24 protein-coding genes are annotated in these 24,533 nt (G+C 69.3%); 10 read left to right on the top strand and 14 right to left on the bottom strand.

Annotated elements, in window-relative coordinates; translation table 11 throughout:
• Positions 1–58: 58 nt before the first annotated feature.
• Positions 59–340 carry a UxaA family hydrolase gene (locus A3AG_RS0121595; RefSeq protein ID WP_012355675.1) on the bottom strand — a complete coding sequence of 94 codons (282 nt, stop codon included), beginning with the start codon at positions 338–340 and terminating at the stop codon, positions 59–61.
• 288 nt (positions 341–628) lie between these two features.
• On the opposite strand from A3AG_RS0121595, the gene A3AG_RS0121590 reads away from it, so the two are divergent.
• On the top strand, positions 629–1,597 hold the full coding sequence (locus A3AG_RS0121590; RefSeq protein ID WP_051073552.1) for a tripartite tricarboxylate transporter substrate binding protein: 969 nt from the start codon (positions 629–631) through the stop codon (positions 1,595–1,597).
• On the opposite strand, the gene A3AG_RS0121585 is transcribed toward A3AG_RS0121590, so the two are convergent.
• Entirely contained in the window at positions 1,569–2,561 is a 993-nt protein-coding gene (locus A3AG_RS0121585) for a LysR family transcriptional regulator (protein ID WP_018007437.1), read from the bottom strand. The genes A3AG_RS0121590 and A3AG_RS0121585 overlap by 29 nt on opposite strands.
• Positions 2,562–2,651: 90 nt before the next feature.
• Here A3AG_RS0121585 and A3AG_RS0121580 point away from each other — a divergent pair, with 90 nt between their 5' ends.
• From A3AG_RS0121580 to A3AG_RS0121570, 3 genes are read left to right on the top strand one after another with little or no spacing between them, the layout of a single operon-like run.
• A complete protein-coding gene (locus tag A3AG_RS0121580; protein ID WP_026164374.1) occupies positions 2,652–3,875 on the top strand; it encodes a CaiB/BaiF CoA transferase family protein in 1,224 nt (407 codons plus the stop codon).
• Positions 3,872–4,882 carry an NADPH:quinone oxidoreductase family protein gene (locus A3AG_RS0121575; protein WP_018007435.1) on the top strand — a complete coding sequence of 337 codons (1,011 nt, stop codon included), beginning with the start codon at positions 3,872–3,874 and terminating at the stop codon, positions 4,880–4,882. The genes A3AG_RS0121580 and A3AG_RS0121575 overlap by 4 nt, the downstream gene beginning before the upstream one ends.
• Complete coding sequence (locus A3AG_RS0121570; protein ID WP_018007434.1) at positions 4,879–5,883, top strand: tripartite tricarboxylate transporter substrate binding protein; 1,005 nt, start codon at positions 4,879–4,881, stop codon at positions 5,881–5,883. Before A3AG_RS0121575 ends, A3AG_RS0121570 begins: the two co-directional genes overlap by 4 nt.
• A gap of 55 nt (positions 5,884–5,938) precedes the next feature.
• Here A3AG_RS0121570 and A3AG_RS0121565 read toward each other — a convergent pair whose 3' ends face one another.
• Positions 5,939–7,000 (bottom strand): VWA domain-containing protein, encoded by a 1,062-nt coding sequence (locus tag A3AG_RS0121565; RefSeq protein ID WP_018007433.1) that lies wholly within the window; start codon positions 6,998–7,000, stop codon positions 5,939–5,941.
• Positions 7,001–7,074: 74 nt separating this feature from the next.
• On the opposite strand from A3AG_RS0121565, the gene A3AG_RS0121560 reads away from it, so the two are divergent.
• Genes A3AG_RS0121560 through A3AG_RS0121545 form a run of 4 tightly spaced genes read left to right on the top strand, consistent with a single transcriptional unit; the run spans position 7,075 to position 11,081 of the window.
• Positions 7,075–7,995 (top strand): S1C family serine protease, encoded by a 921-nt coding sequence (locus tag A3AG_RS0121560; RefSeq protein ID WP_026164372.1) that lies wholly within the window; start codon positions 7,075–7,077, stop codon positions 7,993–7,995.
• An 11-nt stretch (positions 7,996–8,006) separates the two neighbouring features.
• Positions 8,007–9,017 (top strand): AAA family ATPase, encoded by a 1,011-nt coding sequence (locus tag A3AG_RS0121555; protein WP_018007431.1) that lies wholly within the window; start codon positions 8,007–8,009, stop codon positions 9,015–9,017.
• Positions 8,998–10,014, top strand: coding sequence for a DUF58 domain-containing protein (locus A3AG_RS0121550; protein WP_018007430.1), 1,017 nt, complete (start codon positions 8,998–9,000; stop codon positions 10,012–10,014). The genes A3AG_RS0121555 and A3AG_RS0121550 overlap by 20 nt, the downstream gene beginning before the upstream one ends.
• A complete protein-coding gene (locus A3AG_RS0121545; protein ID WP_018007429.1) occupies positions 10,011–11,081 on the top strand; it encodes a VWA domain-containing protein in 1,071 nt (356 codons plus the stop codon). The genes A3AG_RS0121550 and A3AG_RS0121545 overlap by 4 nt, the downstream gene beginning before the upstream one ends.
• A gap of 18 nt (positions 11,082–11,099) precedes the next feature.
• Here the strand turns inward: A3AG_RS0121545 and A3AG_RS0121540 are convergent, their stop codons facing one another.
• From A3AG_RS0121540 to pdxR, 9 genes are all read right to left on the bottom strand, one after another.
• Entirely contained in the window at positions 11,100–11,696 is a 597-nt protein-coding gene (locus tag A3AG_RS0121540) for a hypothetical protein (protein WP_018007428.1), read from the bottom strand.
• A 127-nt stretch (positions 11,697–11,823) separates the two neighbouring features.
• A complete protein-coding gene (locus tag A3AG_RS0121535; protein WP_018007427.1) occupies positions 11,824–12,837 on the bottom strand; it encodes a transketolase family protein in 1,014 nt (337 codons plus the stop codon).
• A complete protein-coding gene (locus A3AG_RS0121530; RefSeq protein ID WP_018007426.1) occupies positions 12,834–13,679 on the bottom strand; it encodes a transketolase in 846 nt (281 codons plus the stop codon). Before A3AG_RS0121530 ends, A3AG_RS0121535 begins: the two co-directional genes overlap by 4 nt.
• 50 nt (positions 13,680–13,729) lie before the next feature.
• Positions 13,730–15,058 carry an MFS transporter gene (locus tag A3AG_RS0121525; protein WP_018007425.1) on the bottom strand — a complete coding sequence of 443 codons (1,329 nt, stop codon included), beginning with the start codon at positions 15,056–15,058 and terminating at the stop codon, positions 13,730–13,732.
• 82 nt (positions 15,059–15,140) lie between these two features.
• The gene (locus tag A3AG_RS0121520) at positions 15,141–15,890 is read right to left on the bottom strand and encodes an SDR family NAD(P)-dependent oxidoreductase (RefSeq protein ID WP_018007424.1); all 750 of its coding nucleotides are present in this window, start codon (positions 15,888–15,890) and stop codon (positions 15,141–15,143) included.
• A gap of 170 nt (positions 15,891–16,060) precedes the next feature.
• The gene (locus tag A3AG_RS0121515) at positions 16,061–16,948 is read right to left on the bottom strand and encodes a LysR substrate-binding domain-containing protein (RefSeq protein ID WP_018007423.1); all 888 of its coding nucleotides are present in this window, start codon (positions 16,946–16,948) and stop codon (positions 16,061–16,063) included.
• 136 nt (positions 16,949–17,084) lie between these two features.
• Positions 17,085–17,408 carry a hypothetical protein gene (locus A3AG_RS0121510; protein WP_018007422.1) on the bottom strand — a complete coding sequence of 108 codons (324 nt, stop codon included), beginning with the start codon at positions 17,406–17,408 and terminating at the stop codon, positions 17,085–17,087.
• A 189-nt stretch (positions 17,409–17,597) separates the two neighbouring features.
• On the bottom strand, positions 17,598–18,596 hold the full coding sequence (locus A3AG_RS0121505) for a tripartite tricarboxylate transporter substrate binding protein (protein WP_035849395.1): 999 nt from the start codon (positions 18,594–18,596) through the stop codon (positions 17,598–17,600).
• 156 nt (positions 18,597–18,752) lie between these two features.
• Positions 18,753–20,249 carry a MocR-like pyridoxine biosynthesis transcription factor PdxR gene (pdxR, locus tag A3AG_RS0121500; protein WP_018007420.1) on the bottom strand — a complete coding sequence of 499 codons (1,497 nt, stop codon included), beginning with the start codon at positions 20,247–20,249 and terminating at the stop codon, positions 18,753–18,755.
• An 82-nt stretch (positions 20,250–20,331) separates the two neighbouring features.
• Here pdxR and A3AG_RS0121495 point away from each other — a divergent pair, with 82 nt between their 5' ends.
• Both A3AG_RS0121495 and A3AG_RS0121490 read left to right on the top strand, forming a co-directional pair.
• A complete protein-coding gene (locus A3AG_RS0121495) occupies positions 20,332–20,982 on the top strand; it encodes an FMN-binding negative transcriptional regulator (protein WP_018007419.1) in 651 nt (216 codons plus the stop codon).
• Between the two features lie 2 nt (positions 20,983–20,984).
• Complete coding sequence (locus tag A3AG_RS0121490; protein ID WP_018007418.1) at positions 20,985–21,602, top strand: LysE family translocator; 618 nt, start codon at positions 20,985–20,987, stop codon at positions 21,600–21,602.
• 24 nt (positions 21,603–21,626) lie between these two features.
• On the opposite strand, the gene A3AG_RS0121485 is transcribed toward A3AG_RS0121490, so the two are convergent.
• Together A3AG_RS0121485 and A3AG_RS0121480 are read right to left on the bottom strand one after the other, a co-directional pair.
• Complete coding sequence (locus tag A3AG_RS0121485; RefSeq protein ID WP_018007417.1) at positions 21,627–23,126, bottom strand: M81 family metallopeptidase; 1,500 nt, start codon at positions 23,124–23,126, stop codon at positions 21,627–21,629.
• Positions 23,127–23,156: 30 nt separating this feature from the next.
• Positions 23,157–24,470: an MFS transporter gene (locus tag A3AG_RS0121480; protein ID WP_018007416.1), complete on the bottom strand. Its 1,314-nt coding sequence runs from the start codon at positions 24,468–24,470 to the stop codon at positions 23,157–23,159.
• Between the last annotated feature and the right edge of the window lie 63 nt (positions 24,471–24,533).

Here is a 24,533-nt window from a genome sequence, read left to right as displayed (position 1 = left end):
TGGAAGCGGAGTTGAAGCGGAATGAAGGCGAATGGAACGCAGGCGCGGCGCGCCCGGCTTACCAGCGCTTGGTCTTGATGTTGTGGACGTGGGCGTGCTGCCCCGCCTTGATCGGCGCCACCACCTTGCCGATGTCGATGCCGTACTTGTAGACCGTCTCGTTCACATCCATGTCGCGCAGCGCCACCTTGTGGCCGATGGGAATCGGCTGCAGCGCGGTCACGGTCACGATCTTGTCTTCGTCCATGATCCAGGCATTGAGCTGGGTGCCGGGCTGGATCCCCTCCACCACGGCCACCGCGACGGTGTCCTTGGCGTCATGAAGCACTACGTGAATCATCGTTGTCTCCTCTCTGTGGGTCTTGCGTGAAAATCATGGTAGGCGCTGGATTCATCCATGTCAACCAACTCATATATATGAATTTGAATTGTCGATGCCGCGTCTGGCAGATATGGAGACGTGGGTGTAGAAGGCTCGTCAGTCACATAGCACCCGTCCGTAGAGCCGGATGCGTGACAATGTCGGCACAGCGCCCGGGTCAGGGAACGGGACGGCTAAGGCCGGAAGCGATGCCGCTACCTGACTGCCTGTGTGTGTTCAACCCCGAAACGGAGACATGACTTGACGATGAAAAACCGATTTGCTTTGGGCCTGCTGGCATCGGCGGCCTGCCTTGCAGCATCGACCGCCAACGCACAAGACCCCTGGCCCGCAAAGACCGTCCGCTTCGTCGTGCCGTTCGCCGCGGGCGGCGCCAATGACCTGATGGCGCGCGCGGCCGCCGAAGGCGCCAGCAAGGCGCTGGGCCAGACCGTGCTGGTCGAGAACCGGCCCGGTGCGGGCGGCACCGTTGGCGCCGACCTGGTGGCCCGCAGCGCGCCGGATGGCTACACCTTCCTGATCAGTGCCGCCGGCGTGATCTCCAACAGCATGATCAAGAAGTCAATGCCGTTCAAGGACGACGCGCTGGTGCCGGTGGCGATGATCGGGCTGGCGCCGTCGGTGATCGTGGTGCCGAAGAACGCGCCCTACAAGGAACTGCGCGACTTCGTCGAGGCCTCGAAGAAAGGCACCGGCTTCAATTTCGCCACCGCCGGCACCGGCAGCACCCCGCATTTCGTTGCGGAAATCCTCAATGTGAAGTACGGCGCCAAGCTGCAGCCCGTGCCGTACAAGAGCGGGTCGGAAAGCACCACGGCCGTGCTGGGCGGCCAGGTGGAAGGCACCTCCGAGGCCAGCATCATTGCGTTGCCGCATATCCTGCACGACGGCAAGTTCAAGCCGCTGGCTACCACGTGGACGCAGCGCATCTCGGCCTACCCGCAACTGTCCACCGCGGTGGAGCAAGGCTTCGCCGACCTGCAGATCGCGCACTGGGCCGGCGTCCATGCGCCGAAGGGCACGCCCGACGCCATCCTCGACACGGTCGCCGCGGCGGTCGACAAGGCCATGAAAGACCCCACCGCCGCTGCCAAGCTCAAGCAAGTGGGCATCGAGCCGATCGGCGGCACGCGCGCGGACTTCATCAAGTTCGTCGACGCGGAACGCCGGCGCCTGGGCGAGATCGTCAAGGCGGCGAAGATGCAGGAGAGGTAGGCGGGGTTGCTGCCTTGCCACGGCTGGGCGGGGGCACATTGCGGCGGCCCCAGTTCTCGGCCTGCCGCTCGAGGTGCTGGCGGATAAAGTCCATCAGCGTGCGCGTGGCCAGGGTCGGAAAGCGGTTGGGCGCGGTCAGCATGTAGACGCTGTCGCCCACGCCTTCGGCTTCGCACTCGGCCAGCACCTCGCGCATCTGTCCCGATTGCAGTTGCCGCCAGACCGCATACCGCGGCAGCAGCGCCACGCCCAGTCCGCCCATTACCGATTCGAAAAGGAACGGATAGTCGCCTGACTGGATCCGCGGCGACACCCGCAACGTCATCGGCGTGCCGGCCAGCCATACCTTCAATGTAAAGCGGCGCCCCAGCGATGCCGGCGCAATCATGTCGCATCGTTCGAGGTCCGCCACGGTGCGCACCGGCCCATGGCGGTCCAGAAACGACGCCGATGCGCACAGGCACCAGCCCACCTCGCAGATGCGCCGGGCCACATGGTCGTCGGGCGGCTGCGAAGTGATCTTCAGCGCAACGTCGACCTCGGCCGGAATCAGGTCGCCAATGTTGTCGTTGATCACCACGCGCAGCGAAATCTGCGGATAGCTGCGCGCGAATTCCAGCAGCAGCGGCGTCAGGTAGAGGTGGCCCAGCCCCGTCGGCAGGCGGATCCGCACATCGCCGCGCACCACCTTGCCAAGGCTGTCGATGGCGGTATTGGCGGACTGCAGTTCATCCAGCATGCGCAAGCCATGCGCATACAGCAGCTGCCCCGCTTCGGTCAGCTCGACATGGCGCGTGGTGCGGCGCATCAACTGCGCGCCCAGATGCTGCTCCAGCAGCTTCAGCCGGCGCGACACGTTCGAGCGCGTCATGCCGCTGCGCTGCGCCGCCGCCGTCAGCGTGCGCGACTCCACCATGGTGACGAAGAGCCGCACCAGGTTCAGATCGAAATCATTGTCAATCATCAGTCAACACCATTGGCACAAATCGAGGGATTGTTTCGGCGGGAGCCCAACCCTAGCATAAAGCTCGTGTTTATCCCTGCCGACGAGCTCATGCCCTCACCCTCCACCACCAGACCTGACGACACCGACCTGCCCTTTGCCGGCCTGCGCGTGCTGGACATCAGCCAAGGCATTGCCGGCCCGTATTGCGCCCACATCCTGTGGCAGCAAGGCGCGGAAGTCGTCAAGATCGAGCCGCCCGCGGGCGACTGGGGCCGCAAGGTCGGTGTCGTGCGCGGCGATACCAGCGCGCTGGCGCTGGCCTATAACGGCGGCAAGCGCAGCGCCTGCATCGATGCCACCACCGATACCGGCAAGGCAGTACTGCTGGCCCTGGCGCTGCAGGCCGACGTGCTGGTGCAGAACTTTCGCCCGCAGGTGGCCGAGCGGCTGGGCGTGGGTTATGCCGCGCTGGCCGCGCAACGTCCCGAGCTGGTCTATGTGTCGATCAGTGGCTATGGCCCGGACGGTCCGTATGCCGACTATCCGGCGTCGGACTCTGTCATGCAGGCGGATTCCGGATTGATGTTCGCCAACCGGAACGCCGACGGCAGCGCGCGCCGCATCGGCATGCTGCTGGCCGATGCCGCCACCGGCCTTTATGCCGCGCAGGCGTGCGCCGCGGCACTGTGCCGGCGCTATCGCAGCGGGCGCGGCGGCCATGTCGAGCTGAACCTGTTCGAGGCCTGCTGCGCGCTGCAGGCCAACAACCTGCTGGAGCACGCCATCGGCGGCCCGTCCGCCGCAGGTCCGGTCAGCGCGCCCAACGGCGTCTATGCCAGCCGCGACGGCAGCCTGACGCTGCTGGCGCTGAACGACGCGCAGTTTGGCAAGCTGTGCCGGGCGCTGGACCATGCCGACTGGCTCGAAGACCCGCGCTTTGCCGACAACGCTGCACGCATGGCCCATGCCGCGCTGCTCGACCAGCTGGTGGCGAGCTGCATCGCCACGCGCACCACCGCGCAATGGCAGGACATCCTCAGCCGGCATGACGTGCTGCATGCCCCGGTGCGCACCTATGATGACGTGCTCGCGCATCCGCAGGCCGCGCATCGGCAAACCTTCCAGGCCATCGCGCAGCCCGGGCTGGGGCCGCTGCCCTTTGCCGGCATCCCGGCGCGCGGCTTGCGCCGGGATGCCGGCCCGGCGCCGGCCAACGGCGAACATACCGTCGAGATCCTGCGGGAGGCGGGATTCAGCCGGCTTGCCATCGACGACTGGCTGCGCCAGGGCGTGGCGCTGCAGGCCCCAGCGGCCGGGGCAGGTGTCCAATGAAGGCGCTGGTGTGTGAACAATTTGGCAGCGTGCACGACGTCTCCGTGCAATCCATTCCCGAGCCGGCGCTGGCTGACCCGCATGCGGTCACGATCGCGGTCGAGTATGCCAGCGTAAGCCACGCCACCGGCCTGATGATTGCCGGGCAGTACCAAAGGCGCCCGCCGCTGCCTTTCGTGCCCGGGACCGAGGCCGTCGGACGCGTGATCGCCTGCGGCGATGCCGTCACGCGACTGCGTCCGGGCGACCGCGTGGTGGCGATCGCGGACTGGGGCTGCTTTGCCGAACGGGTCACGGTGCCCGAATACACGGTCTATCGCGTGCCGGACGCACTGCGTTCGACGGTCGCGCTACCGGTTCCGATTTCGTACGGCACCGCCTATTGCGGGTTGGTGTGGCGCTGCACGCTGTGCCCCGCCGATACCGTGCTGGTGCTGGGCGCCGGCGCGGGCGTGGGCCTGGCCGCGGTGGAGATTGCGCGCGAACTCGGCGCCACCGTAATCGCCTGCGCCAGCACCGAGGCCAAGCGTGCCGACGCGCTGCGGCGCGGCGCCACGCACGCAGTGGCGCCGGCGGACCTGGCAAGCGCGGTCAAGGCACTGACCGGCGGCCGCGGTGCCGACGTGGTGGTGGACCCCGTTGGTGGCGAGCTGTTCCAGCAGGCGCTGCGCGCGGCGGCGGCCAACGCCCGCATCCTCAGCATCGGCTTTGCCAGCGGCACCATCCCGCAGGCACCGGTGAACCTGCTGCTGGTCAAGAACCTGACGCTGCACGGCTTCTTCTTTGGCCGCTATATCGGTTGGACGCCCGCCAACGAGCGCGCACAGCACGCCGCGGCGCTGCAGGACGTCATGGCAACGCTGTTCGACTGGGCCGCGCAGGGCAAGCTGGCGCCGACCGTGTCCGCGACGTATCCGATCACCGGCCTGGGCGATGCCCTGGCCGCGCTGGAATCCCGCCAGGTGGTGGGCAAGGTAGCGATAAAAATCAAGGAGACAGAGACGTGAACACCCGATATCCGAAACCACATGCAATATGGACGCGGCTAAGCGCGGCGCTGGTACTGTCGGCCGCGAGCGCGCTGCTGCCCGCTGCCGCCGGCGCGGAGGAATTTCCGCAACATCCTGTGCGCATGGTGCTGCCCTACCCGGCCGGCGGGCCCACCGACCTGCTGGCGCGCGTGGTGGCGGTCAAGATGGGCGAAAGCCTGGGCCAGGGCGTGGTGGTCGACAACAAGCCCGGCGCCAGCGGCATGATCGGCGCCGAAGCCGTGGCGCGCGCGGCCGCTGACGGCTACACCATCCTCGCCAATGCCTCGCTGCATGTGATTAACCCCAGCATCCAGCCGAAGATGCGCTATGACGCGTTCAAGGATTTCGTGCCAATCACGCAGCTGGCCGACGTACCGCTGGTGCTGGTGGTCAACAACGCCTCGCCGGTGACGACCGTGCAGGACCTGATCGCCTATGCCAGGCGCGAGGGCGGCGCGCTAAACTTCGGCTCGGCGGGCAATGCCTCGGCCCAGCACCTGGCCGGCGAATCGTTCAAGCTGGCGGCCAGGGTGCCGATGCAGCATGTTCCATACAAGGGCAGTGCGCCTGCGCTGACGGACCTGATGGGCGGCCAGATCCAGTTGATGTTCGATTCCATGCCGTCGGCCATGCCGTTTATCAAGTCCGGCAAGCTACGTGCCATCGCTGTTACCACCCCACGCCGCGCGAGCGCGTTGCCCGACATCCCGACGGTTGCGGAGTCCGGCTTGCCCGGCTTCGACATCAGTACCTGGTATGGCTTGTGGGCGCCGCGCGGCACGCCGGCAGCGGTGGTCGAGAAGCTTGCCACGCATGCGGCTGCCGCATTGAAACGGCCCGATGTGCGCCAGCAATACGCGGACATGGGCGCTGAGCCGGTGGGCTCGTCACCCGCCGACTTTGCCCGCTACAACGCTGCTGAGGGCAGGAAATGGGCGGAAATCGTGCGGCGTTCGGGCGCGAAGGCAGACCAGTAGCAATAGCGGCGGCCGTCGCCTCCTCACCTGACTCCGCCATCGCTTGCCACCGCCGTCACCGCCTGAACCACAACATCGACAGCCCGCAAGCCAGCGCCAGCAACACCACCGCCCCTGCGGCGAACAAGGCACCCAACTCGGTTTCCCTGCGCTCCAGCGCAAAGCGCGCGCTGAGCTGGCGGTACACCTGGCTCAGGTCGGCCGCCGAGCCGGCGTGGAAGTATTCGCCGCCGGTGATGCTGGCGACCGCGCGCAGCGCCGGTTCGTCCAGTTGCATGAAGTACGCAAGGCTGGATTCCGGCGCGGCCATGATCTGCTGCGAGCCAAAGCCGACGGTGTAGACGCGCACGCCGCGCTGCGCCGCCATGCGTGCGGCGTCGAGCGGGTCCGGGCCGGTGGTGCGCCGGCCATCGCTGAGCAGGATCACGGCGCCGTGGCGGTATGAGCCCGGCTGCGCCGCCTGCTGGGTCTGTTCGCGCCGGCGCGCGGCATCGGCGGCGGCGGACTCGTCGAGCGAGGTGCCGCGGCCGGCGCGGTCGGAGCGGCTGCCGAACAGGATCACTTCGAGGTCGATGCCGTCTTCGGGAAACAGCACCGCCAGCGCCTGGAACAGGCCGCTGCCGGTGGCGGTGCCGCGCTGCAGCTGGAAGCGCTCGATCGCGTCGAGCATGTCCTGCCGGTTGTCGGTGGGCGGCAGCACCACCGCCGCGGTGCCGGCGAAGGACACGATGCCCAGCCGCACGCTGGCCGGCAGCCCGACCACGAGGTCGCGCGCGGCCTGCTGGGCGGCGCTGATGCGGTTGGGCGGCACGTCGGCGGCCTCCATGCTGCGCGAGGTGTCCATCGCCAGCACCAGGGTCACGGTATCGGCCGGCAGCGTGATGGTGGCGCTGGGGCGCGCGCAGGCCAGCAGCGCGGCGGCCAGCGCGAGAAAAAACAGCAACGGGGGAATGTGGCGCCGCAGGCGTTGGCGCGGGCCGAGCGCGGCGCGCGGCAATGCAAGGCTTGCATACAGCACCGCGGCCTTCTTGCGCCGCGCGAGCAGGTACAGGTAAGCCGCTGCCAGCACCGGAAGCGCAAGCAGCAACCAGAGCATCTGCGGCCAGAGAAACTGCATGCCCTGCTCCTTGGCGCGTGGGTAAGAGGATGGTACTGTATTTTTTAAGGCGGGACGGGACCTCGGGGGCTGCGATGAAACGGGTGACGATCTACGGATGGGTCTCGGGGGCCGTCGCGCTGGTTCTCGCCGCCGGCGTCGGCTCGGCATGGCTGTTGCAGCCCAAGCCGCGCGCGCTGACGCAGAAGGACATCGACGCGGCCGTGCTGCACACGCTCGAGACCAAGCCCCTGCCCTCGCGCACCGCCATGGCGGCCGAGGCGGTGCGCGAATCGGTGGTCGAAATCCGCAATTACCCCGCGCCGGAAAAGGCCCCCGAGGCGGCGTCCGCGCCGCAGGCCGGACGTGATGCCCCGGCCACGCCGCCCGAAGCCCCGCCCTCGGCGCCCCCCGCCCCGGCCGTCCCGCCCCTGCCCAACGAGCGCCCGCCCGGCAACAGCGCGGACAACAAGCCGGAATCCCGCCACATCGGCTCGGGCGTGGTGGTGACGGAGCGCGGCGTGATCCTGACCAGCCTCCACGTGATTGCGGGGGCGCGGCGCCTGGAGCTGACCTTCCACGACGGACACACGTCCGAAGCCACCGTGCTGCAGACGATTCCGGAGAAAGACCTGGCGGTGATCCAGGCCAGGTCGATACCCGACGACCTGCCCGCGGCCACGCTGGGTTCCAGCCGCGACCTGCTGCCCGGCTCCGAGGTGGTCGCGGTGGGCTTTCCGTTCGGCATCGGCCCGTCGGTGTCCGCCGGCGTGGTGTCCGGGCTGGACCGCGAGTTCGTCGCGTCGGACAACAAGCGGACCCTGGACAAGCTGATCCAGTTCGACGCCGCGGTCAATCCGGGCAATTCGGGCGGTCCGCTGGTGAACATGAACGGCGAGGTGGTGGGCATCGTCACCGCCATCCTCAATCCAGGCAACAGCGGCACCTTCATCGGCATCGGCTTCGCCACCACGATCGAAAGTGCCGGTGTATCCATCGGAACTTCTCCTTTCTGACGCGGGGACCTATGAACGACCAAGCCAGGGGCGCCGCCGACAGCGCCAACTTGATGGAACGCCTGCTGTACGAGGTGAAACGCGTGGTGGTCGGGCAGGACCACTTTCTCGAACGCGTGCTGGTGGCCATCCTGTCCGGCGGCCACCTGCTGGTCGAGGGCGTGCCGGGACTGGCCAAGACCCTGACCGTCAACACGCTGGCGCGGACCATGAGCGGCACCTTCAAGCGCATCCAGTTCACGCCGGACCTGTTGCCCGCCGACCTGGTCGGCACGCGCATGTACAACCAGGGCACCGGCGAGTTCTCCACGGTGCGCGGCCCGGTCTTTGCAAACCTGCTGCTGGCCGACGAGATCAACCGCGCGCCGGCCAAGGTGCAGAGCGCGCTGCTGGAAGTGATGCAGGAAAAACAGGTCACCATCGCCGGCGAAAGCCATCGCGTGCCCGCGCCGTTCCTGGTCATGGCGACGCAGAACCCGATCGAGACCGAAGGCACCTACCCGCTGCCCGAGGCGCAGGTCGACCGCTTCATGATGAAGGTGCTGGTGGGCTACCCGTCGGAAGAGGAAGAGGTGGTGATCGTCAACCGCGTCACCGGCCCGCGCATCAACGTCAGCCCGGTGGCCACCCCCGAGCACCTGACCGCGCTGCAGGAGGCCTGCCGCAAGGTGTACGTCGATCCCAGCCTGGTCCAGTACGCGGTGCGCGTGGTCGCGGCCACGCGCAAGCCGGGCGACTACGGCCTCGCTGACCTGGACCGCTACGTGTCGTTCGGCGCCAGCCCGCGCGCCACCATCGGCCTGGTCGAAGGCGCGCGCGCGCTGGCCTACCTGCGCGGCCGCCACTACGCGCTGCCCGAGGACGTCGCCGACCTGGTGCCGGACGTGTTGCGCCATCGCCTGTCGCTCTCGTACGAGGCCATGTCCGACGGCGTCACGGCCGACCAGCTCATCACCCGCATCTCGCAGGCGCTGCCGGTTCCCGAGCGGCCCATGGAATCCCATGTTCGGGCGGCGGACTAGGCGGCGCGAGCCAGGCAGCGCGACCGGCGCCACACCTTGCGCCGCGCCCGCCGTCGCGCTGGCCGGCACCGGCGCGAACCAGACCGACGCCCTGCTGCGGCGCCTGGAATGGACCGTGGTGCGCCGCCTCGACGGGCTGCTGCAAGGCGACTACCGCACGCTGTTCCGCGGCTTCGGCCTCGACCTGGCCGACCTGCGCGAATACCACCCCGGCGACGACGTGCGCCATATCGACTGGAACGTGACCGCGCGGCTGCAGACGCCGCATGTCCGCGAGTACCAGGAAGACCGCGAAGTCGCGGCCTGGTTCTTGCTGGACCTGAGCGGCTCGATCGACTTCGGCTCGGGCAGCGTGCGCAAGCGCGACCTGCTGAGCGACTTCACCACCGTGATGGCGCTGCTGCTGACGCGTTACGGCAACCGGGTGGGCGCCGTGCTCTATGGCGGCGCCACCAACGTCGACGCCACGGTGGTGCCGGCGCGCGCCGGACGCCGCCAGCTGCTGCACCTGCTGCACCGCATGCGCGCCACGCCCGCCGCATCGCCGGGCGACACCCGCCTGCGTGACCTGCTCGAGCGTGCCCGCGCGGTGGCAAGGCGGCGCTCGGTGGTGTTCGTGGTATCGGATTTCATCAGCGCGCCGGGCTGGCAGGCATCGCTGGGGATGCTGGCGCGGCGGCATGAAGTGGTCGCGGTGCGGCTGGTCGATCCGCTCGAAACCGCGTTACCCGACCTGGGACTGGTGGTGCTGCAGGATGCCGAAAGCGGCGAGCAGCTGTTCGTCGATACCCATGACCCGTCCTTCCGCAAGCGCTTCGCCGCCGCCGCGGAGGCGCGCGAGGCGGAGCTGCGCCAGGCGTTCGCGCGCGCCGGGGTGGCGTGCCTGACGCTGTCGACCTACGCCCGGCTCGACCTCGCGCTGCTGAGCTTCGCGCGCCAGCGCCGGCGCCAGCAAGGCAGCGCCAGGGCCGCCAACATTGCCAGGGGAGCCGCATGATCGATGCCATCAGCCGCCTGCCCGTGTTCAGCTTCCTGTGGCCAGGCATGCTGTGGGGCTTCGCGCTGGTCGGCGGGCTGGCGGCGGGCTATGTCTGGCTCGACCGGCGCAGGCGGCACGCCGCCGTGCATTACCCGGCGCTGAAGACCGCGGGCGTTGCCGCCCGCGGCGGCGCCGGCTGGCGCCGCCACGTGGCACCCGTGCTGATCCTGCTGGCACTGGCCGCGCTGATCGCCGCGGTCGCGCGGCCCCAGGCCGTGATGATGCTGCCATCGCGCATCGAGACGGTGGTGCTGGTGATGGACCTGTCGGGCAGCATGCGGGCCCAGGATGTCAAGCCCAGCCGGCTGCGCGCCGCCCAGCAGGCCGCCACCATCCTGCTGGAAGCGCAGCCCGCCGGCGTCAGCGTCGGCGTGGTGGCGATGGCCGGCACCGCCGCCGTGGCGCAGGCGCCCACCCGCGCCAGGGAGGCCGTTGCCACCGCGATCGAGCGCCTGCAGCCGCAAGGCGGCACCGCGCTCGGCAACGGCATGCTGATTGCGCTGACCACGCTGCTGCCGGATCTCACGCCCGATGCCGAGCGGCTGATGAACGACGACACCCCGCCGCCGAGGCGCTCGCGCAGCCTGGCCAGTCCGCCCGGCGACAGCGAGCCGGTGAAGCCGGGCTCCTATTCCGCCGGTGCGATCGTGCTGTTCTCGGACGGCGAAAGCAACGCCGGCCCGGCCGCGCTGCGTGCGGCGCAGCTTGCCGCCGAGCACGGCGTGCGGGTCTATACCGTGGGCGTGGGCACGCCCGAAGGCGTGGTGCTCTCGGTCGACGGCTGGTCGGCGCGCGTCAGGCTGGACGAAAAGGTGCTGAAGGAAGTCGCCGACGCCACCGGCGCCGAGTACTTCCGCCTGGAGGACGCCGCCGAACTGAAGCGGGTGTACCGCGCGCTCAACGCGCGGCTGGCGTTCGACAAGCGCAGCCAGGTCGAGATCACCGCCCTGTTCGCCGCGCTGGGCGCGCTGCTAGCGGCCTGCGCGGGGCTGTTGTCGCTGTGGTGGTTCGGGCGCGTGATGTAGCGGGCGGCGGCCGGCAAGTCAGCGCGCATTGCGCGGCGTGACCGAGATCGCGATCGCCTCGGTATAGACCGCCTGCACCTGCTCGCCGGCGCGGACCGCCTTCAGCTGCTTCGGATCCGCGACGTGCACGTCCACCATCCTGCCCTGCGGGCCTTTCAGCGTGACCATGCCGGTCTTGGGGTCGACCGCCACCACGTCGGCGGTGACCGTGACCTCGCGCCCTACCATGCCGCCCGGCTTCGCGCCCGGCGCGGCGCGCTGCGTGATCTCGCGCTCGCTGCTGGAGCGGATGCCGCTCTGGCGGTTCAGGCTCACCGACAAGGCCTGCGTGTATTCCGCCGTGACCGCATCGCCCACGCGCAGCTGCCCGAAGTTGCGCACGTCGTCGCCCACCTGCACGTCGGTGAGCTTGCCCTGCTCGTCCTTGAGGGTAATGGTGCGTGTCGCGGCATCGATGGCCGCCACCGTGGCGGTGGCCTTGACCGTGCCGGTGGTGCGCGACGCGCCCACGCCGGACACCGAGTCGACGCGGGTTTCGGGTTGCGCCATCGCCATGCCGGACGCGGCGGACGCGGCGGCAAGCGCCGCCGCCACGATGAGCTTGCCGGGTTTCATGCCGTTCTCCCTGGTTTCGAGTTTGCCGTGGGCCACCGCGCGCGATGCCGGCGAGGCGCCGGCACGTGGCGGACAGGCCTGTTAACCATAGCAGAGGGAAAGGCAGTCTGTCGCCCGCGCCCCTGGGCTAGCCGAGCCAGCCCCGGATCGTGCCCGCCATCACGTTCGCCGAGATGCCGTAGCGATCGTGCAGCGTGGGCAGCGCCCCGGCATCGAGGAAGGCATCCGGCAGTCCCACCTGCCGGAACGGCACGCACGCGCCGGCGCGCATCAGCGTGGCGGCCACGGCTTCTCCCAGGCCGCCGATGACGCTATGGTTCTCGGCCACTACCACCAGGCGGCCCGTGCGCCGGGCCTCGCGCAGGATGGTTTCGGTATCGAGCGGCTTGATGGTCGGCACGTGCAGCACCGCTACGCCGATGCGGTCCTTTGCCAGCGCGTCGGCCACTTCGAGCGCGCGCATGGTCATGATGCCCGACGAGATCACCAGCACCTCGGCGCCGTCGCGCAGCAGCCTGGCCTTGCCGAGTTCGAACTGGTAGTCGTACCGGTCCAGCACCACCGGCACGTTGCCGCGCAGCAGGCGCGCGTACACCGGACCATTGTGCGCGGCAATGGCCGGCACCATCTGCTCGATCTCGACCGCATCGCACGGGTCGATCACGGTCATGTTGGGCATGGCACGCATCAGCGCCAGGTCTTCGGCGGCCTGGTGGCTGGGGCCGTAGCCGGTGGTCAGCCCCGGCAGCGCGCAGACGATCTTTACGTCGAGATTGTCCTCGGCGATGGCCTGGTGCATGAAGTCGTAGGCGCGCCGGGTCGCGAACACCGCGTAGGTGGTGACGAAGGGCTGCGCCCCTTCATGCGCGAAGCCGGCGGCCGCGCCCATCAGCAGCTGCTCGGCCATGCCCATCTGGTAATAGCGCTCGGGGAATGCCTGCGCAAAGATATGCAGGTCGGTGTACTTGCCCAGGTCGGCGGTCATGCCGATCACGTTCTGCTTGTGGCGGCCCAGCTCGGCCAGCGCGTGGCCGAACGGGGCCGGGCGGGTGGCCTGCCCTTCGCCGGCGATGGAGGCGATCATCGCCGAGGTCTTCAGCTTCGGCTTGGCGGCGGTGGTGGTGGCGGTGGTGGTGCTCATGCTTGTCTCCCGGCTTCCAGGGCCTGCAGCGCGAGTTGCCATTCGTGGGCATCGACGCGGATAAAGTGGTTCTTCTCGCGCTGCTCGAGGAACGGCACGCCGTACCCCATGCGCGTATCGCAGACGATCATGCGCGGCTGCGCGCCGCGGTGCTCGCGCGCCGCGCGGAAGGCGGCGGCGACGGCGTCGATATCGTTGCCGTCGACGCGCTGCGTGAACCAGCCGAACGCTTCCAGCTTGGGCACCAGCGGCTCGAACGCCATCACCTGCGTGGACGGACCGTCGGCCTGCTGGTTGTTGACGTCGACGATGGCGATCAGGTTGTCGAGCTTCCAGTGCGCGGCGGAAAGGATGCCCTCCCAGATCGCGCCCTCGTCCAGCTCGCCGTCCGAGAACAGCGTGTAGACGAAGTTATCGGAGCCCTTGCGCTTGAGGCCCAGGCAGCGGCCCACGGCGATGGTCAGGCCCTGCCCCAGCGAGCCGCCGGACATTTCCATGCCAGGCGTGTAGCTGGCCATGCCCGACATCGGCAGGCGGCTGTCGTCGCTGCCATAGGTCTCCAGCTCTTCGGCGGGCAGGATGCCGGCCTCCAGCAGGGCCGCGTACAGCGCGATGGCGTAGTGGCCGTTGGACAGCAGGAAGCGGTCGCGCCCTTCCCATTGCGGGTCTGCGGGGCGGTAGCGCATGGCATCGAAGTAGGCCACGGCGAGCACGTCGGCGATATCTAGCGCCTGGCCGATATAGCCCTGGCCCTGGACCTCGCCCATCAGCAAGGCGTTGCGGCGGATGCGGTAGGCGCGTTCCCGCAAGGACACGGCCTTGTCGGTGGTGGCTTGTTGCATGGTGTCTCCAGCAATCGGTTGGATCAGCATTTCAGGAAAAGGAAGCGGCATCAGCGGTTCACCGACCTGGCCGGCACCAGCAGCACCAGCACGGCGCCGAAGACCACGGTGGCCGAGATGAACAACAGCCCGGCGGTGGACTTGCCGGTCAGGTCGTTGAGCCAGCCGACGATGGCGGGCGAGAAGAAGCCGGCCAGGTTGGCGACGCAGTTGACCGCGGCGATGCCCGCCGCGGCGGACATGCCGCCCAGCAGCGCGGTGGGCAGCGCCCAGAACTGCGACGACGAGGCCAGGATGCCGGCGGCGGCGATGCACAGGCACACCAGCGACGCGCTGACACTTCCCAGCAGCGGCAAGGTGGAAAAGCCGGCGGCAGCGACCATCATCGGCACGATCAGGTGGAAGCGGCGTTCGCGGCGGCGGTCCGCGCTCATGCCCACCAGCGGCAGCGCGACGATGGCGCACAGGTACGGCAGCGCGGTATAGATGCCCACCCACAGCGGGTCGGCCACGCCGGCCTTGCGGATGATGGTCGGCAGCCAGAAGGTCAGCCCGTACTGGCCCAGCACCACGCAGAAGTAGATCGCTGCCATCAGCCACAGGCGGCGGTCGGCCATGAACGCGCGGATCGACATGTGCTCCATCTTGTGCGCGTTGTCGCCTTCGATATTGCGCTTGAGCAGCGCCTTCTCGACGTCGCTGAGCCAGTGCGCCTGGTCGATGCCGTTGTCGAGGTAGTACAGGATCGCCACGCCCAGGCACAGCGACGGCAGCGCCTCGATCAGGAACAGCCACTTCCACCCGGCCAGGTCGCCCACGCCGTGGAAGGCATGCATGATCCAGCCCGACAGCGGCCCGCCCACGATGCCGGCCAGCGGGATCGCCATGAAGAACATCGACAAGGCCTTGGCGCGCCGCTCCGACGGGAACCAGTACGTCATGTACAGGATCACGCCCGGTGCGAAGCCGGCCTCCGCCACGCCCAGCAGGAAGCGCAGCACGTAGAACTGGGTCGGCGTGGTGACAAAGGCGAAGCACGCCGAGATCACCGCCCAGGTCAGCATGATGCGCGCCAGCCAGCGCTTGGCGCCGACCCGGTGCAGGATCACGTTGCTCGGCACTTCGAAGATGAAGTAGCCGAGGAAGAAGATGCCGGCGCCCAGGCCGTAGACGGTTTCGCTGAACTGCAGGTCGCTCAGCATCTGCAGCTTGGCGAAGCCGACATTGACCCGGTCCAGGTAGGCGCCGAGGTAGCACAGCATCAGGAACGGGATCAGCCGCTTCACCACCCTGGCGTAGGTGCGGGTCTCGAAGGTGGCGGCATCGCCGTGCAGCGTCGTTTCGCCGCCAATGGGCGAAGCCGCGTATTTGGTCTTCATCGGTTGTCTCCTGCCTGGTGGCACCGCGCTGCGGTGCCCCGGCTGTTGAAGGCGGCGCCTCTGTCGGGCGGCTTCTTCGAATTTAGTGGATCAGCATGCCGCCGTTGACGTCCAGCGTGATGCCGGTCAGGTAGGCGGACATGTCGCTGGCGAGGAACACGCACGCGTTGGCGACGTCGGCGGCGTTGCCCAGCCGGCCCAGCGGGATGCCCTTGATGATCTCGGCGCGCATCTCGGGGGTGAGCTTGTCGCCGGTGATGTCGGTCTGGATCAGGCCCGGCGCGATCGAATTGACACGGATGCCGTCCGGCCCGAACTCGCGCGCCATGGCGCGTGCCAGCCCCAGCACGCCGGCCTTGGCGGCGCTGTAGTGCGCCCCGCCGAAGATGCCGCCGCCGCGCTGCGCCGACACCGACGACATGCATACGATGCTGCCGCGCTCCTGTTCGCGCATCTGCGGCAGCACCGCCTGCGACATGTACAGCGTGCCGCGCAGGTTGACGTCGAGCACGGCGTCGTAGTTGGCCGCCTGGATCTCGAGCGTGCGCACCGGCTGGGTGATGCCGGCGTTGTTGACGAGCGCGTCGATGCGGCCGTAGCGCTGCAGCACGGCCTGCGCCGCGCGTTCGCAGGCGGCCTTGTCGGTCACGTCGCAGGCCAGGCCCAGGTGTTGGTCACCCAGTTCACCGGCGGCAGCCTGCGCGTCCTCCAGGCGCAGGTCCAGGATCACCACGCTCGCGCCCTGCGCGGCGAAGGCCCTGGCGGTGGCCTTGCCGATGCCCCGCGCCGAGGCGGCGCCGGTGATGATGACTACGTTGTTCTCGACCAGCATCTTTGTCTCCTTGGAATTGGACTTGGGATGGGTCGAGTTTTGTCGCTGGCCGCCTGACGATCAACGCGGTCTGCCTCAGCTATGGCTGAGAAATTTTCAAACGTCGGCGGCGGGCGCCCCGAAGCGAGCCGCTTCGGTCACTTGTCCGGCCGTGCCCGGCGTGCGCGCGTTCAGCGCGGCGCCGGCAACTGGCGCTCGAGCCAGGCCAGGAAGCGCGCCACCCGTGGCAGCTCGGCGTTCTGCGCGGGGCACACCACGTGGTGGCTGCCCACCTCCAGCGCGTGGCTGTCGTCGAACACCGGCACCAGCGCGCCCTTGCGGATCTGCACCGATGCCAGCAGCGTGCTTTCCAGCGCCACGCCCAGCCCCAGCGCGGCCGTTTCCAGCGACATGTAGGAGCGATCGAAGCTGAAGTCGAAGGTCTTGTGCGAAGCCGGCACGCCGAAGCGCGCGAACCACTGCTGCCACTGCACCAGCGGCGTTTCGGAATAGATCAGGCGCTGCGCGAGCAAGTCCTCCGGGGTCCGGATCGGATGCTTTTCGAGATAGGCGGGAGAGGCCAGCGGCGTGATCGTCTCGCGCCGCAGCGTCTTCACCTGCAGGTCGCGCCAGTGCGCGTAGCCATGCCGGATATCGACGTCGTAGTAGCCGCTGGTGAACGACACGTCCTCATACGAGCACGACAGGTTGAGCTGGATGTCGCCATTGTCGGCCTGGAACGATTCCAGCCGCGGCAGCAGCCACATCAGGCCAAAGCTGGGACTGGAATGCACCCGCAGGATCTCGATGCTGGCCGGGCTGGAAGCGCGCTCGGTGGCGCGGTTCAGGTCCGCCAGCACGCCGGTGATATCGCGCAGGTATTGCTGCCCCACCGGCGTCAGCGCCAGCCCGCGCCCCTGGCGGAAAAACAGCGCCTGCCCCAGCGCCTCTTCCAGGTTGCCGATCTGGTGGCTGACCGCGGATGCGGTCAGGCCCAGCTCCTCGGCGGCGCGGCTGACGCTCTTGGTTCGGGCAACGCTTTCAAAGGCGATGATCGCCTTCACCGGTGGAATTCGCATGGGCGGCAAGGATCGGCGCGGGAGCGCGCCGAGACACCCTCCATCCCGATCGCGGTCAGGAACATCACCGGATTCTACTTCGGCGGCGTCACCGCGCCGGCGCGATCCCTGCCGGCGACGCGCCATACCGGCGCGTTCACAGCGGCCCGGGCAACGTCTTCAGGCCCAGCCACAGCACGCCGATGACAACGTTGACCGGCACGCACAGCGCGCCGGGCACGTAAAAAAGCGCCGACAGCGCCGGCGCGGACAACATCAGCTCCACCGCGCCGCCCAGCGCGTAGCACAACACGCCGCACCAGAGCCAGCGCCGCATGTAGGTCAGCAGCCAATGCGCGCGCGCCTGGTTGAAGTGCCAGGCGCGCGTGCGTTCGGCGCGGTTGCCGCGGCTGGCGTCCCGGAACAGCCAGCCGAAGAAGAAATAGCGGTACAGCAGGGCGCTAAAGCTCAGCTCTTGCATGATCACTCCTTTGGCCGCTGCCAGCCGGGTAGTGCGGAAGGCAGGCACGCTCGGGGCGCAAGCAGCGATGGCAGCGGCAGGCATACCACCAGCGTACCAAAGAAGCGGCGCTAACCCGAGCCAAGGATGCCCCTGCGTGACTGGCCGCACTAAGACAGTGCAGCCAGCCACGCGGCGATCGCACGCCGATCACTGCAGGCTGATATCGAGCTGCTGCACCACGCGTTTCTCGCGCTCGAACTGTTCGGCCGCGAACCTGGTGTAGTCCGCGCTGTTGAGGTGGACCGGCTCCAGGTCGATGGCCTCGAGCGAACGCAGGTAGGCCGGGTCCTGCGCGGCGCGGAAGAACGCGTCGTGCAGTTTCCTGACCACCGCCGGATCCATGCCGCGCGGGCCGACGATGCCCACCAGCGAGCTGGCGGTGATGTCGTAGCCCCGCTCCTTCAGGGTCGGCACATCCTTGAAGCGCGCAAAGCGCGCGTTGCCGACGATGGCCAGCGGCCGCACCTTGCCGGCCACGGCGAATTGTCCCCAGCCCGGGTCCAGCACCGCGTCGATGTCGCCGCCCATCAACGCTATCATTTCCTCGGCGCCGCCCTTGTAGGGCACGAAGGTGAATCTAGCGCCGGCGGCCCGGCCCAGCTTTTCCATCGAGATATGCCCCGAACTGCCGATGCCGACGGCACCGTAGGTCACTTTGCCGGGGTTCGCCCTGGCGTAGGCGAGGAATTCTTCCAGCGTCTTCCAGCGCGCGTCGGCGCGGACCACCAGGCCATAGCGGTAGTTGGTCAGGCCGATGATGTAGGTAAAGTCCCTGAGCGGGTCGTACGGCGTCTTTTGCAGGTGCGGCATGCGAAAGATGTTGGCCGCGACCATCGACAGCGTGTAGCCGTTCGGCGCCGCGGTCTGGGACATCACCTGGGCCGCCAGCGTGGCGCCCGCGCCCGGCTTGTTGATCGGCACCACGCGCTGGTCCAGTTCCTTGCCGGCGGCTGCCAGCAGCGTGCGCAGCGAGCCGTCGGTGGGACCGCCGGGCGGGAACGGAATCCAGAACTCGATGGGCTTGGCCGGGAATTCCCCCGCCGCCGTCGCGGCCGGCGCTGCCGCCGCGCAGATCGCCACTGCCGCCATGGCTGTGGCCACGACCGATAGCAAACGCCCCCCCATTCCACGCTTTGCGATAGCCATGCGCTGTCTCCTGGTTGTCGTTCTTTGCCGCCCCGTGTGCCGGCCGCGGTCGTTTTCGACAGACGTTAGAGCGTTGCGCCGGGCCGGCCAATTGCCGTTCTGTTCAATGTCATTGGCAGAAACGCCCGGCATGCCGGGCCGGACGGGCCGGCCGCTTCAGGCCATCGCGGCAAGCACCATGCCGAGCACGCGCACGCCCTGCTCGATCTGCGCGGTGGTCAGGCTGGCGTAGCCCAGCACCAGGCCGGCCGCGCGGGGCCGGCCCGCCCCGTGCGGCCGGACATACAGGGCCGATACCGGGTAGACGCCCACGCCGGCGCCGCGCGCGGCGGCCACCAGTGCCGGCTCGTCCCGCGGCCGCAGCGACGGCAGCCACAGCACCACGTGCAGCCCGGCGGCGGTGCCGCTGACCTCGGCATCGCCGGGCAGGTGGCGCGCAATGCCATCGAGCAGGGCCGCGCGGCGGCGCTCGTTCTCGCGGCGCATGCGGCGCACGTGGCGCTCGTAGGCGCCGCTGTCGATCAGCGCGGCCAGCACGCGCTGCTCCAGCACCGGCGCGTGGCGGTCGGCCAGCCGCTTGGCCTGCCGGAACACCGGCACCAGCTCCGGCGGCAGCACCAGGTAGCCGAGCCGCAGCTGCGGCGACAGCGCCTTGGAGAAGGTGCCGACATAGATCACGCGGCCATCGGTGTCGATCGCGCGCAGGGTGTCGATCGGGCGCTGGCCGTAGCGGAATTCGCCGTCGTAGTCGTCCTCGACGATCCACGCGTCATGGCGCCGCGCCCATTGCAGCAAGGCCTGGCGGCGGCCGATGGGCAGCACCCCGCCCAGCGGGAACTGGTGCGACGGCGTCACGTACGCCAGCCGCACCCGGTTGTCCGCGGGAAGGCTGGCGGTGTCCATGCCCTGCCCGTCCACCGGGACCGGCAGGCACGTCGCGCCGGTGGCCTCGAAGCAGCGCCTCGCCATCAGGTAGCCGGGGTCTTCGAAGGCAAAGGTATCGCCGTGGTCCAGCAACAGCCGCGCGCACAGGTCGATGGCCTGCTGCGAGCCATGCACCACCACGATCTGGCCGGCGTCGCAGGCCAGCCCGCGCGCGCGGCGCAGATAGCCCTGCAGCGCGCGCCGCAGCGATGCCTCGCCTTCCGGCGCGGCATAGGACAGGCTGTCATGCTGGCGCAGCAGCTCGGCCTGCCAGGCGCGCCGCCAGGCCAGTGCCGGGAAGTCGCGCCAGGCCACCGCGCCGTACAGGAAATCGAAGCGCACCGGCTCGGCCGGCGGCGGTGCCGGCAGCCCCAGTGCCGCCACGCGGCGGCCGAACTGCGACAGCACCGGTACCCTGGCGCGGCGCGCGGCAGCGGGCCGCGCCGGCGGGGCAGCCGCCAGCGGGCTGGCGATGCGGGCCGCCCGCCCCCTCGCCGTGACCAGGAATCCCTCCGCCGCCAGCTGTTCGTAGGCGGCCGTCACGGTGGTGCGCGATACCCCCAGCTCGGCCGCGAGGCCGCGCGTGGACGGCGCCGCCGCGCCCGGCTGCAGCGTGCCGTCGGCGATCTGGGCGCGCAGCAGGTCATAGATGCGGCGTCCCGCGCCCGTAGCACCCGTAGCACCCGTAGCATCGGAACGCCGGCCGGCGGGCTGGTCGAACTGGCCCATTAAAATTCCTGGAAACTGGACCTTCCGATTGTGCCAGTTGTCGGCGACAGTAGCGAGCATCCGATCGCCCCGAGCCCCCACGATGTACGTTCCCGACCATTTCGCCGAGCCCCGCCCCGACGCCCTTGCCCGCATCATCCATGCGCACCCGCTGGGCATGCTGGTCACGCACGGCCAGCACGGCCTGGACGCCGACCATCTTCCCTTCGAATTCGACCCCGGCGCCGGCGTACACGGCGTGCTCACCGCGCACGTGGCGCGGGCCAACCCGGTCTGGCAGCGGTGCCCGACCGGCACGCCGGTGATGGTGGTGTTCCGCGGCGCCGAGGCCTATGTCTCGCCAAACTGGTACCCGAGCAAGCACGAGACGCACCGCCAGGTGCCGACCTGGAACTACGAGGTGGTGCACGCCCACGGCACCCTCACCGTGCGCGACGACGAGCGCTTCGTGCGCGGCCTGGTGGCGCGCCTGACGCGGCGGCACGAGGCCGCCGAACCCAGTCCGTGGAAGATGGGCGATGCCCCGCCCGACTACCTCGACGCCATGCTGCGCGGCATCGTCGGCCTCGAGATCGCCGTCACGTCGCTGGTGGGCAAGCGCAAGCTCGGCCAGAACAAGGACACGCGCGACCGCCTTGGCGTGGTCGACGCGCTGCAGGCGCGCGGCTGCCCGGAACTGGCGCAGTCGATGCGCAACGCCCTCGACCCTTCCTCACCAGCAAGGAACCCGTAACCATGTCGCTGATCCCCTTCCTGATCGCCGCCGTCGTGCTTGCCATCACCCCCGGCCCAGCCATCGCCTATGTCGTCGCGCGCACGGTCGCCGGCGGACGGCCGGAGGGCCTGGCCTCATGCCTGGGCACCGGCCTGGGCGGATTGCTGCACGTGCTGGCCGCGGCTGCGGGCCTGTCGCTGGTCATCGCCCAGTCCGCGGTGGCGTTCAGCGTGCTCAAGTACCTGGGGGCGGCCTATCTGGTGTACCTGGGCGTGCGCATGCTGCTGCGCAAGGAGCCGCCGGCCACGGTCGCTGCGGTGCCGTCGCGCGGCGCACGCCGCGCGCTGGTCGAAGGCGTGGTGGTCGAGGTGCTGAACGTCAAGACCGCGCTGTTTTTCCTGGCGTTCCTGCCGCAGTTCGTTACGCCCGGCGGGGCGGCCGTGTCGCAACTGGCGCTGCTGGGCTGCATCTGCGTCGCGCTCAACACGCTGGTCGACGTGGTGGTGGTGTTTGCCGCGCACCGCCTGCTCAGGTCCGGGGCCGCGAGCGCGGCACGCGCGCGGCTGATGACCCGTGCCTCCGGCGTCACGATGGTGGGCCTGGGCACCTTCCTGGCGCTGGCGCGGCGCGAGGCATAGCAGACCTCGCGCCCCTTGCCGCCCTCATCCGGGCCGGAAAGGCCTGCCCATCGGCTTGAGCCGGATGCCCGGGGCCAGCCGGGTCCAGGGCAGGTCGGCCGGATCGGCCGTCATCGGGCCCGGCGCCTTGGCCACCAGCACGGCCTGCGCGATGCCCTGGAAATCGGCGCGGAAGTGCACCGAGCTCTTGTTGACCAGGATCTTCATCGCCTCGGGCTCGACCCCGCCCACGCGGAACAGGTTGCGGTCGAGCATCTGGGCCTTGCCGGCGCTGACCACCACCTGCACATCGTCGATGCGCAACAGTGCCACCGGGCCCACATCGGCCAGCATGCCGTGCATCATCGGCCCGCCGTAGCGGCATACGCCATCGGACAGCTTCAGCACCTCGAAGCGGCCCCGCAGCGGCGCGTCGCCGGGCACCCCGGATACGCCGCCCAGCGCCACCTCGATGGTCGCGCCAACGCCGGCACGGTGCGCCTCGGCCACCACCGCCGGGTCCCAGATCAGCCCGATCGCCGCCTGCCGCGCGCCATGGCGCAGCAGTGCGCGCAGCATGCCCATGGTGTTCGAATCGCCGCCCGCGCCGGGATTGTCCTGCGTGTCGGCGATGACCACCGGGCGCGCGGCCCCCGCGGCCAGCCGCATGGCCTCGAGCACGGCCTCGTCGGGCGAGAGGAACGGCACCTCCCAGGCGGGCTCGTCGGCCAGCATCCGGTCGTACAGCGCCTGCACCGCCGCTTCGGCCGCGCCGGCGTCCTCGCCATAGCCCCAGATCACCGGCCCGCATTCCGGGAAATCGGCGGCCGGGAAGCCCGGCGCGAACGACAGCGACGCCACCTCGCCGCGTTCGCGCTGCTGCAACAACGCGTACATGGCGCGCGCCGGCTCCAGCAGCGTGCACATGCCGTTGATCGGGATCAGGAACGGCAACCGTCGCACCGCGCGGTGCAGCGGCCCCTTGCGCGCCAGCAGGCGCTGCAGCAGCGCCGCGGCGCGCGCGCCGGTCTCGGCCATGTCCACGTGCGGGTAGGTGCGGTAGGCCACCAGCGCGTCGGCCGCCTGCAGCATGGCCTGCGTGACGTTGGCATGCAGGTCGAGCGAGGCAACCACCGGCACCCCGGGGCCCACCGCCGCGCGGATGCGCGCGAGCAGCGTGCCCTCGCCATCATCGGTGTGCTCGGCCACCATCGCGCCGTGCAGGTCGAGATAGACCGCGTCGAAGCCGCCCGCGCGCGCCGCGTCGACGATCTCGCCGGCGATGCGCTCGTACGCGTCCTCGGTCACGTGGGCCGACGGGCTGGCGCCGGCCCAGATCACCGGCAGCAGGGTCCAGCCGTAGCGCCCGGCGGCGGCCATGAAGCCGCCGGCGGGGATGTTGACGTCGCGCAGCGCGCGCATGTCGTCGCCGCGCACCATCGCGGGAAAGCCTTCGCCGCGCTCGAAGCTGGCGTAAGTCGCCTTTGACGGCGCAAAGGTATTGGTCTCGTGCTGGAAGCCGGCGACCAGGATCCGTGTTGCCAAGGTTCTTCTCCGTGAAACAAAAGTCCGGCGTCAGGCCGGCGACACCGCGCCCTGCGGCGCCGGCATCCGGTTGGCCACCAGCACCGCCGCGCCGGCCAGCAGCAGCGCCACCATCACCAGCAGGCCGGCCTGCATGCTGCCGGTGGCGGTGCGCACGGCGCCGATGATGGTGGGGCTGAGGAAGCCGCCGATCAGTCCGATGGTGTTGATCAGCGCAATGCCGCCGGCCGCGGCGTCGCCCTTCAGGTATTGCGACGGGATCGCCCAGAACACGGTATAGGCGGCCCACATCATCGCCGTGGCGATGGTCATGCACAGCAGCGACACCGGCAGGTTGCCGCTGGACTGCGTGGCCGCGGCCAGCGCCACCGCGCCGGTAAAGGCCGGCACCGCGCTGTGCCAGCGGCGCTCGCCGCGGCGGTCGGAACTGCGCCCGATCACAAGCATGGCGATCGCCGCGGCAATATAGGGAATCATCGAATACAGCCCGATCTGCATGGTGTCGGTGACGCCGTCCGCCTTCAGGATAGACGGCAGCCAGAAGCTCACCGCGTAGATGCCGCAGATCATGGTGAAGTAGGCAAAGGCCAGCAGGTACACGCGCGGATCGCGCGCGACCTGGCCGAACGAGTGATGCCCGCCCGCCGGTGCCCGCAACTCGGCGGCCAGCATGCGCTTTTCCGCGTCGCTGAGCCAGCTTGCCTCGGCGGGCCGGTCTGCCAGCACGCGCAGCGCCAGCGCGCCGAGCAGCACGCATGGCAGCCCTTCCACCAGGAACATCCATTGCCATCCCGCCAGCCCGTGCGCGCCGGACAGCGCCGTCATCAGCCAGGTCGACAGCGGCGAGCCGAAAATGCCGCCGATGGGCCCGGCCAGCATCACCACCGCCATCACCCGGGCCATGCGTTGCTGCCCGTACCAGTAGGTCAGGTAAAAGATCATCCCGGGGGCAAAGCCGGCCTCGAACACGCCAAGCAGGAAGCGCAGCACGTAGAACGTGGTTTCGTCGCGCACGAACATCATGCCCGCCGAGGTCAGGCCCCACAGCACCAGGATGCGGCTGATGGTCTTGCGCGCACCGATCCGGGGCAGCAGCAGGTTGCTCGGGATCTCGAACAGCACGTAGCCAAAGAAGAAGATGCCGGCGCCCAGCCCGTACACCGCGTCGGAAAAACCCAGGTCGCTCTGCATCTGCAGCTTGGCGAAGCCGATGTTGACGCGATCCAGGTAGGCAAAGGTGTAGCACAGCAGCAGGAACGGCAACAGGCGCCAGTTCAGCTTGCGGTACAGCGCCCGCTGCGCGGCGGCTTCCGTGGGGGTGCGTGGGGGCAGGGTTGCGGACATGTCGATCTCTCCCGTGGTGGTCGGCTTTTTGTGGACGCGATGTCTTTGGCTGGCAGGCATTGA

The sequence above is a fragment of the Cupriavidus neocaledonicus genome (assembly GCF_000372525.1).
Classification (GTDB): Bacteria; Pseudomonadota; Gammaproteobacteria; order Burkholderiales; family Burkholderiaceae; genus Cupriavidus; species Cupriavidus neocaledonicus.
The sequence above is the reverse complement of the archived record's forward strand: the minus strand, read 5'-3'. Positions and strand labels throughout refer to the sequence as shown.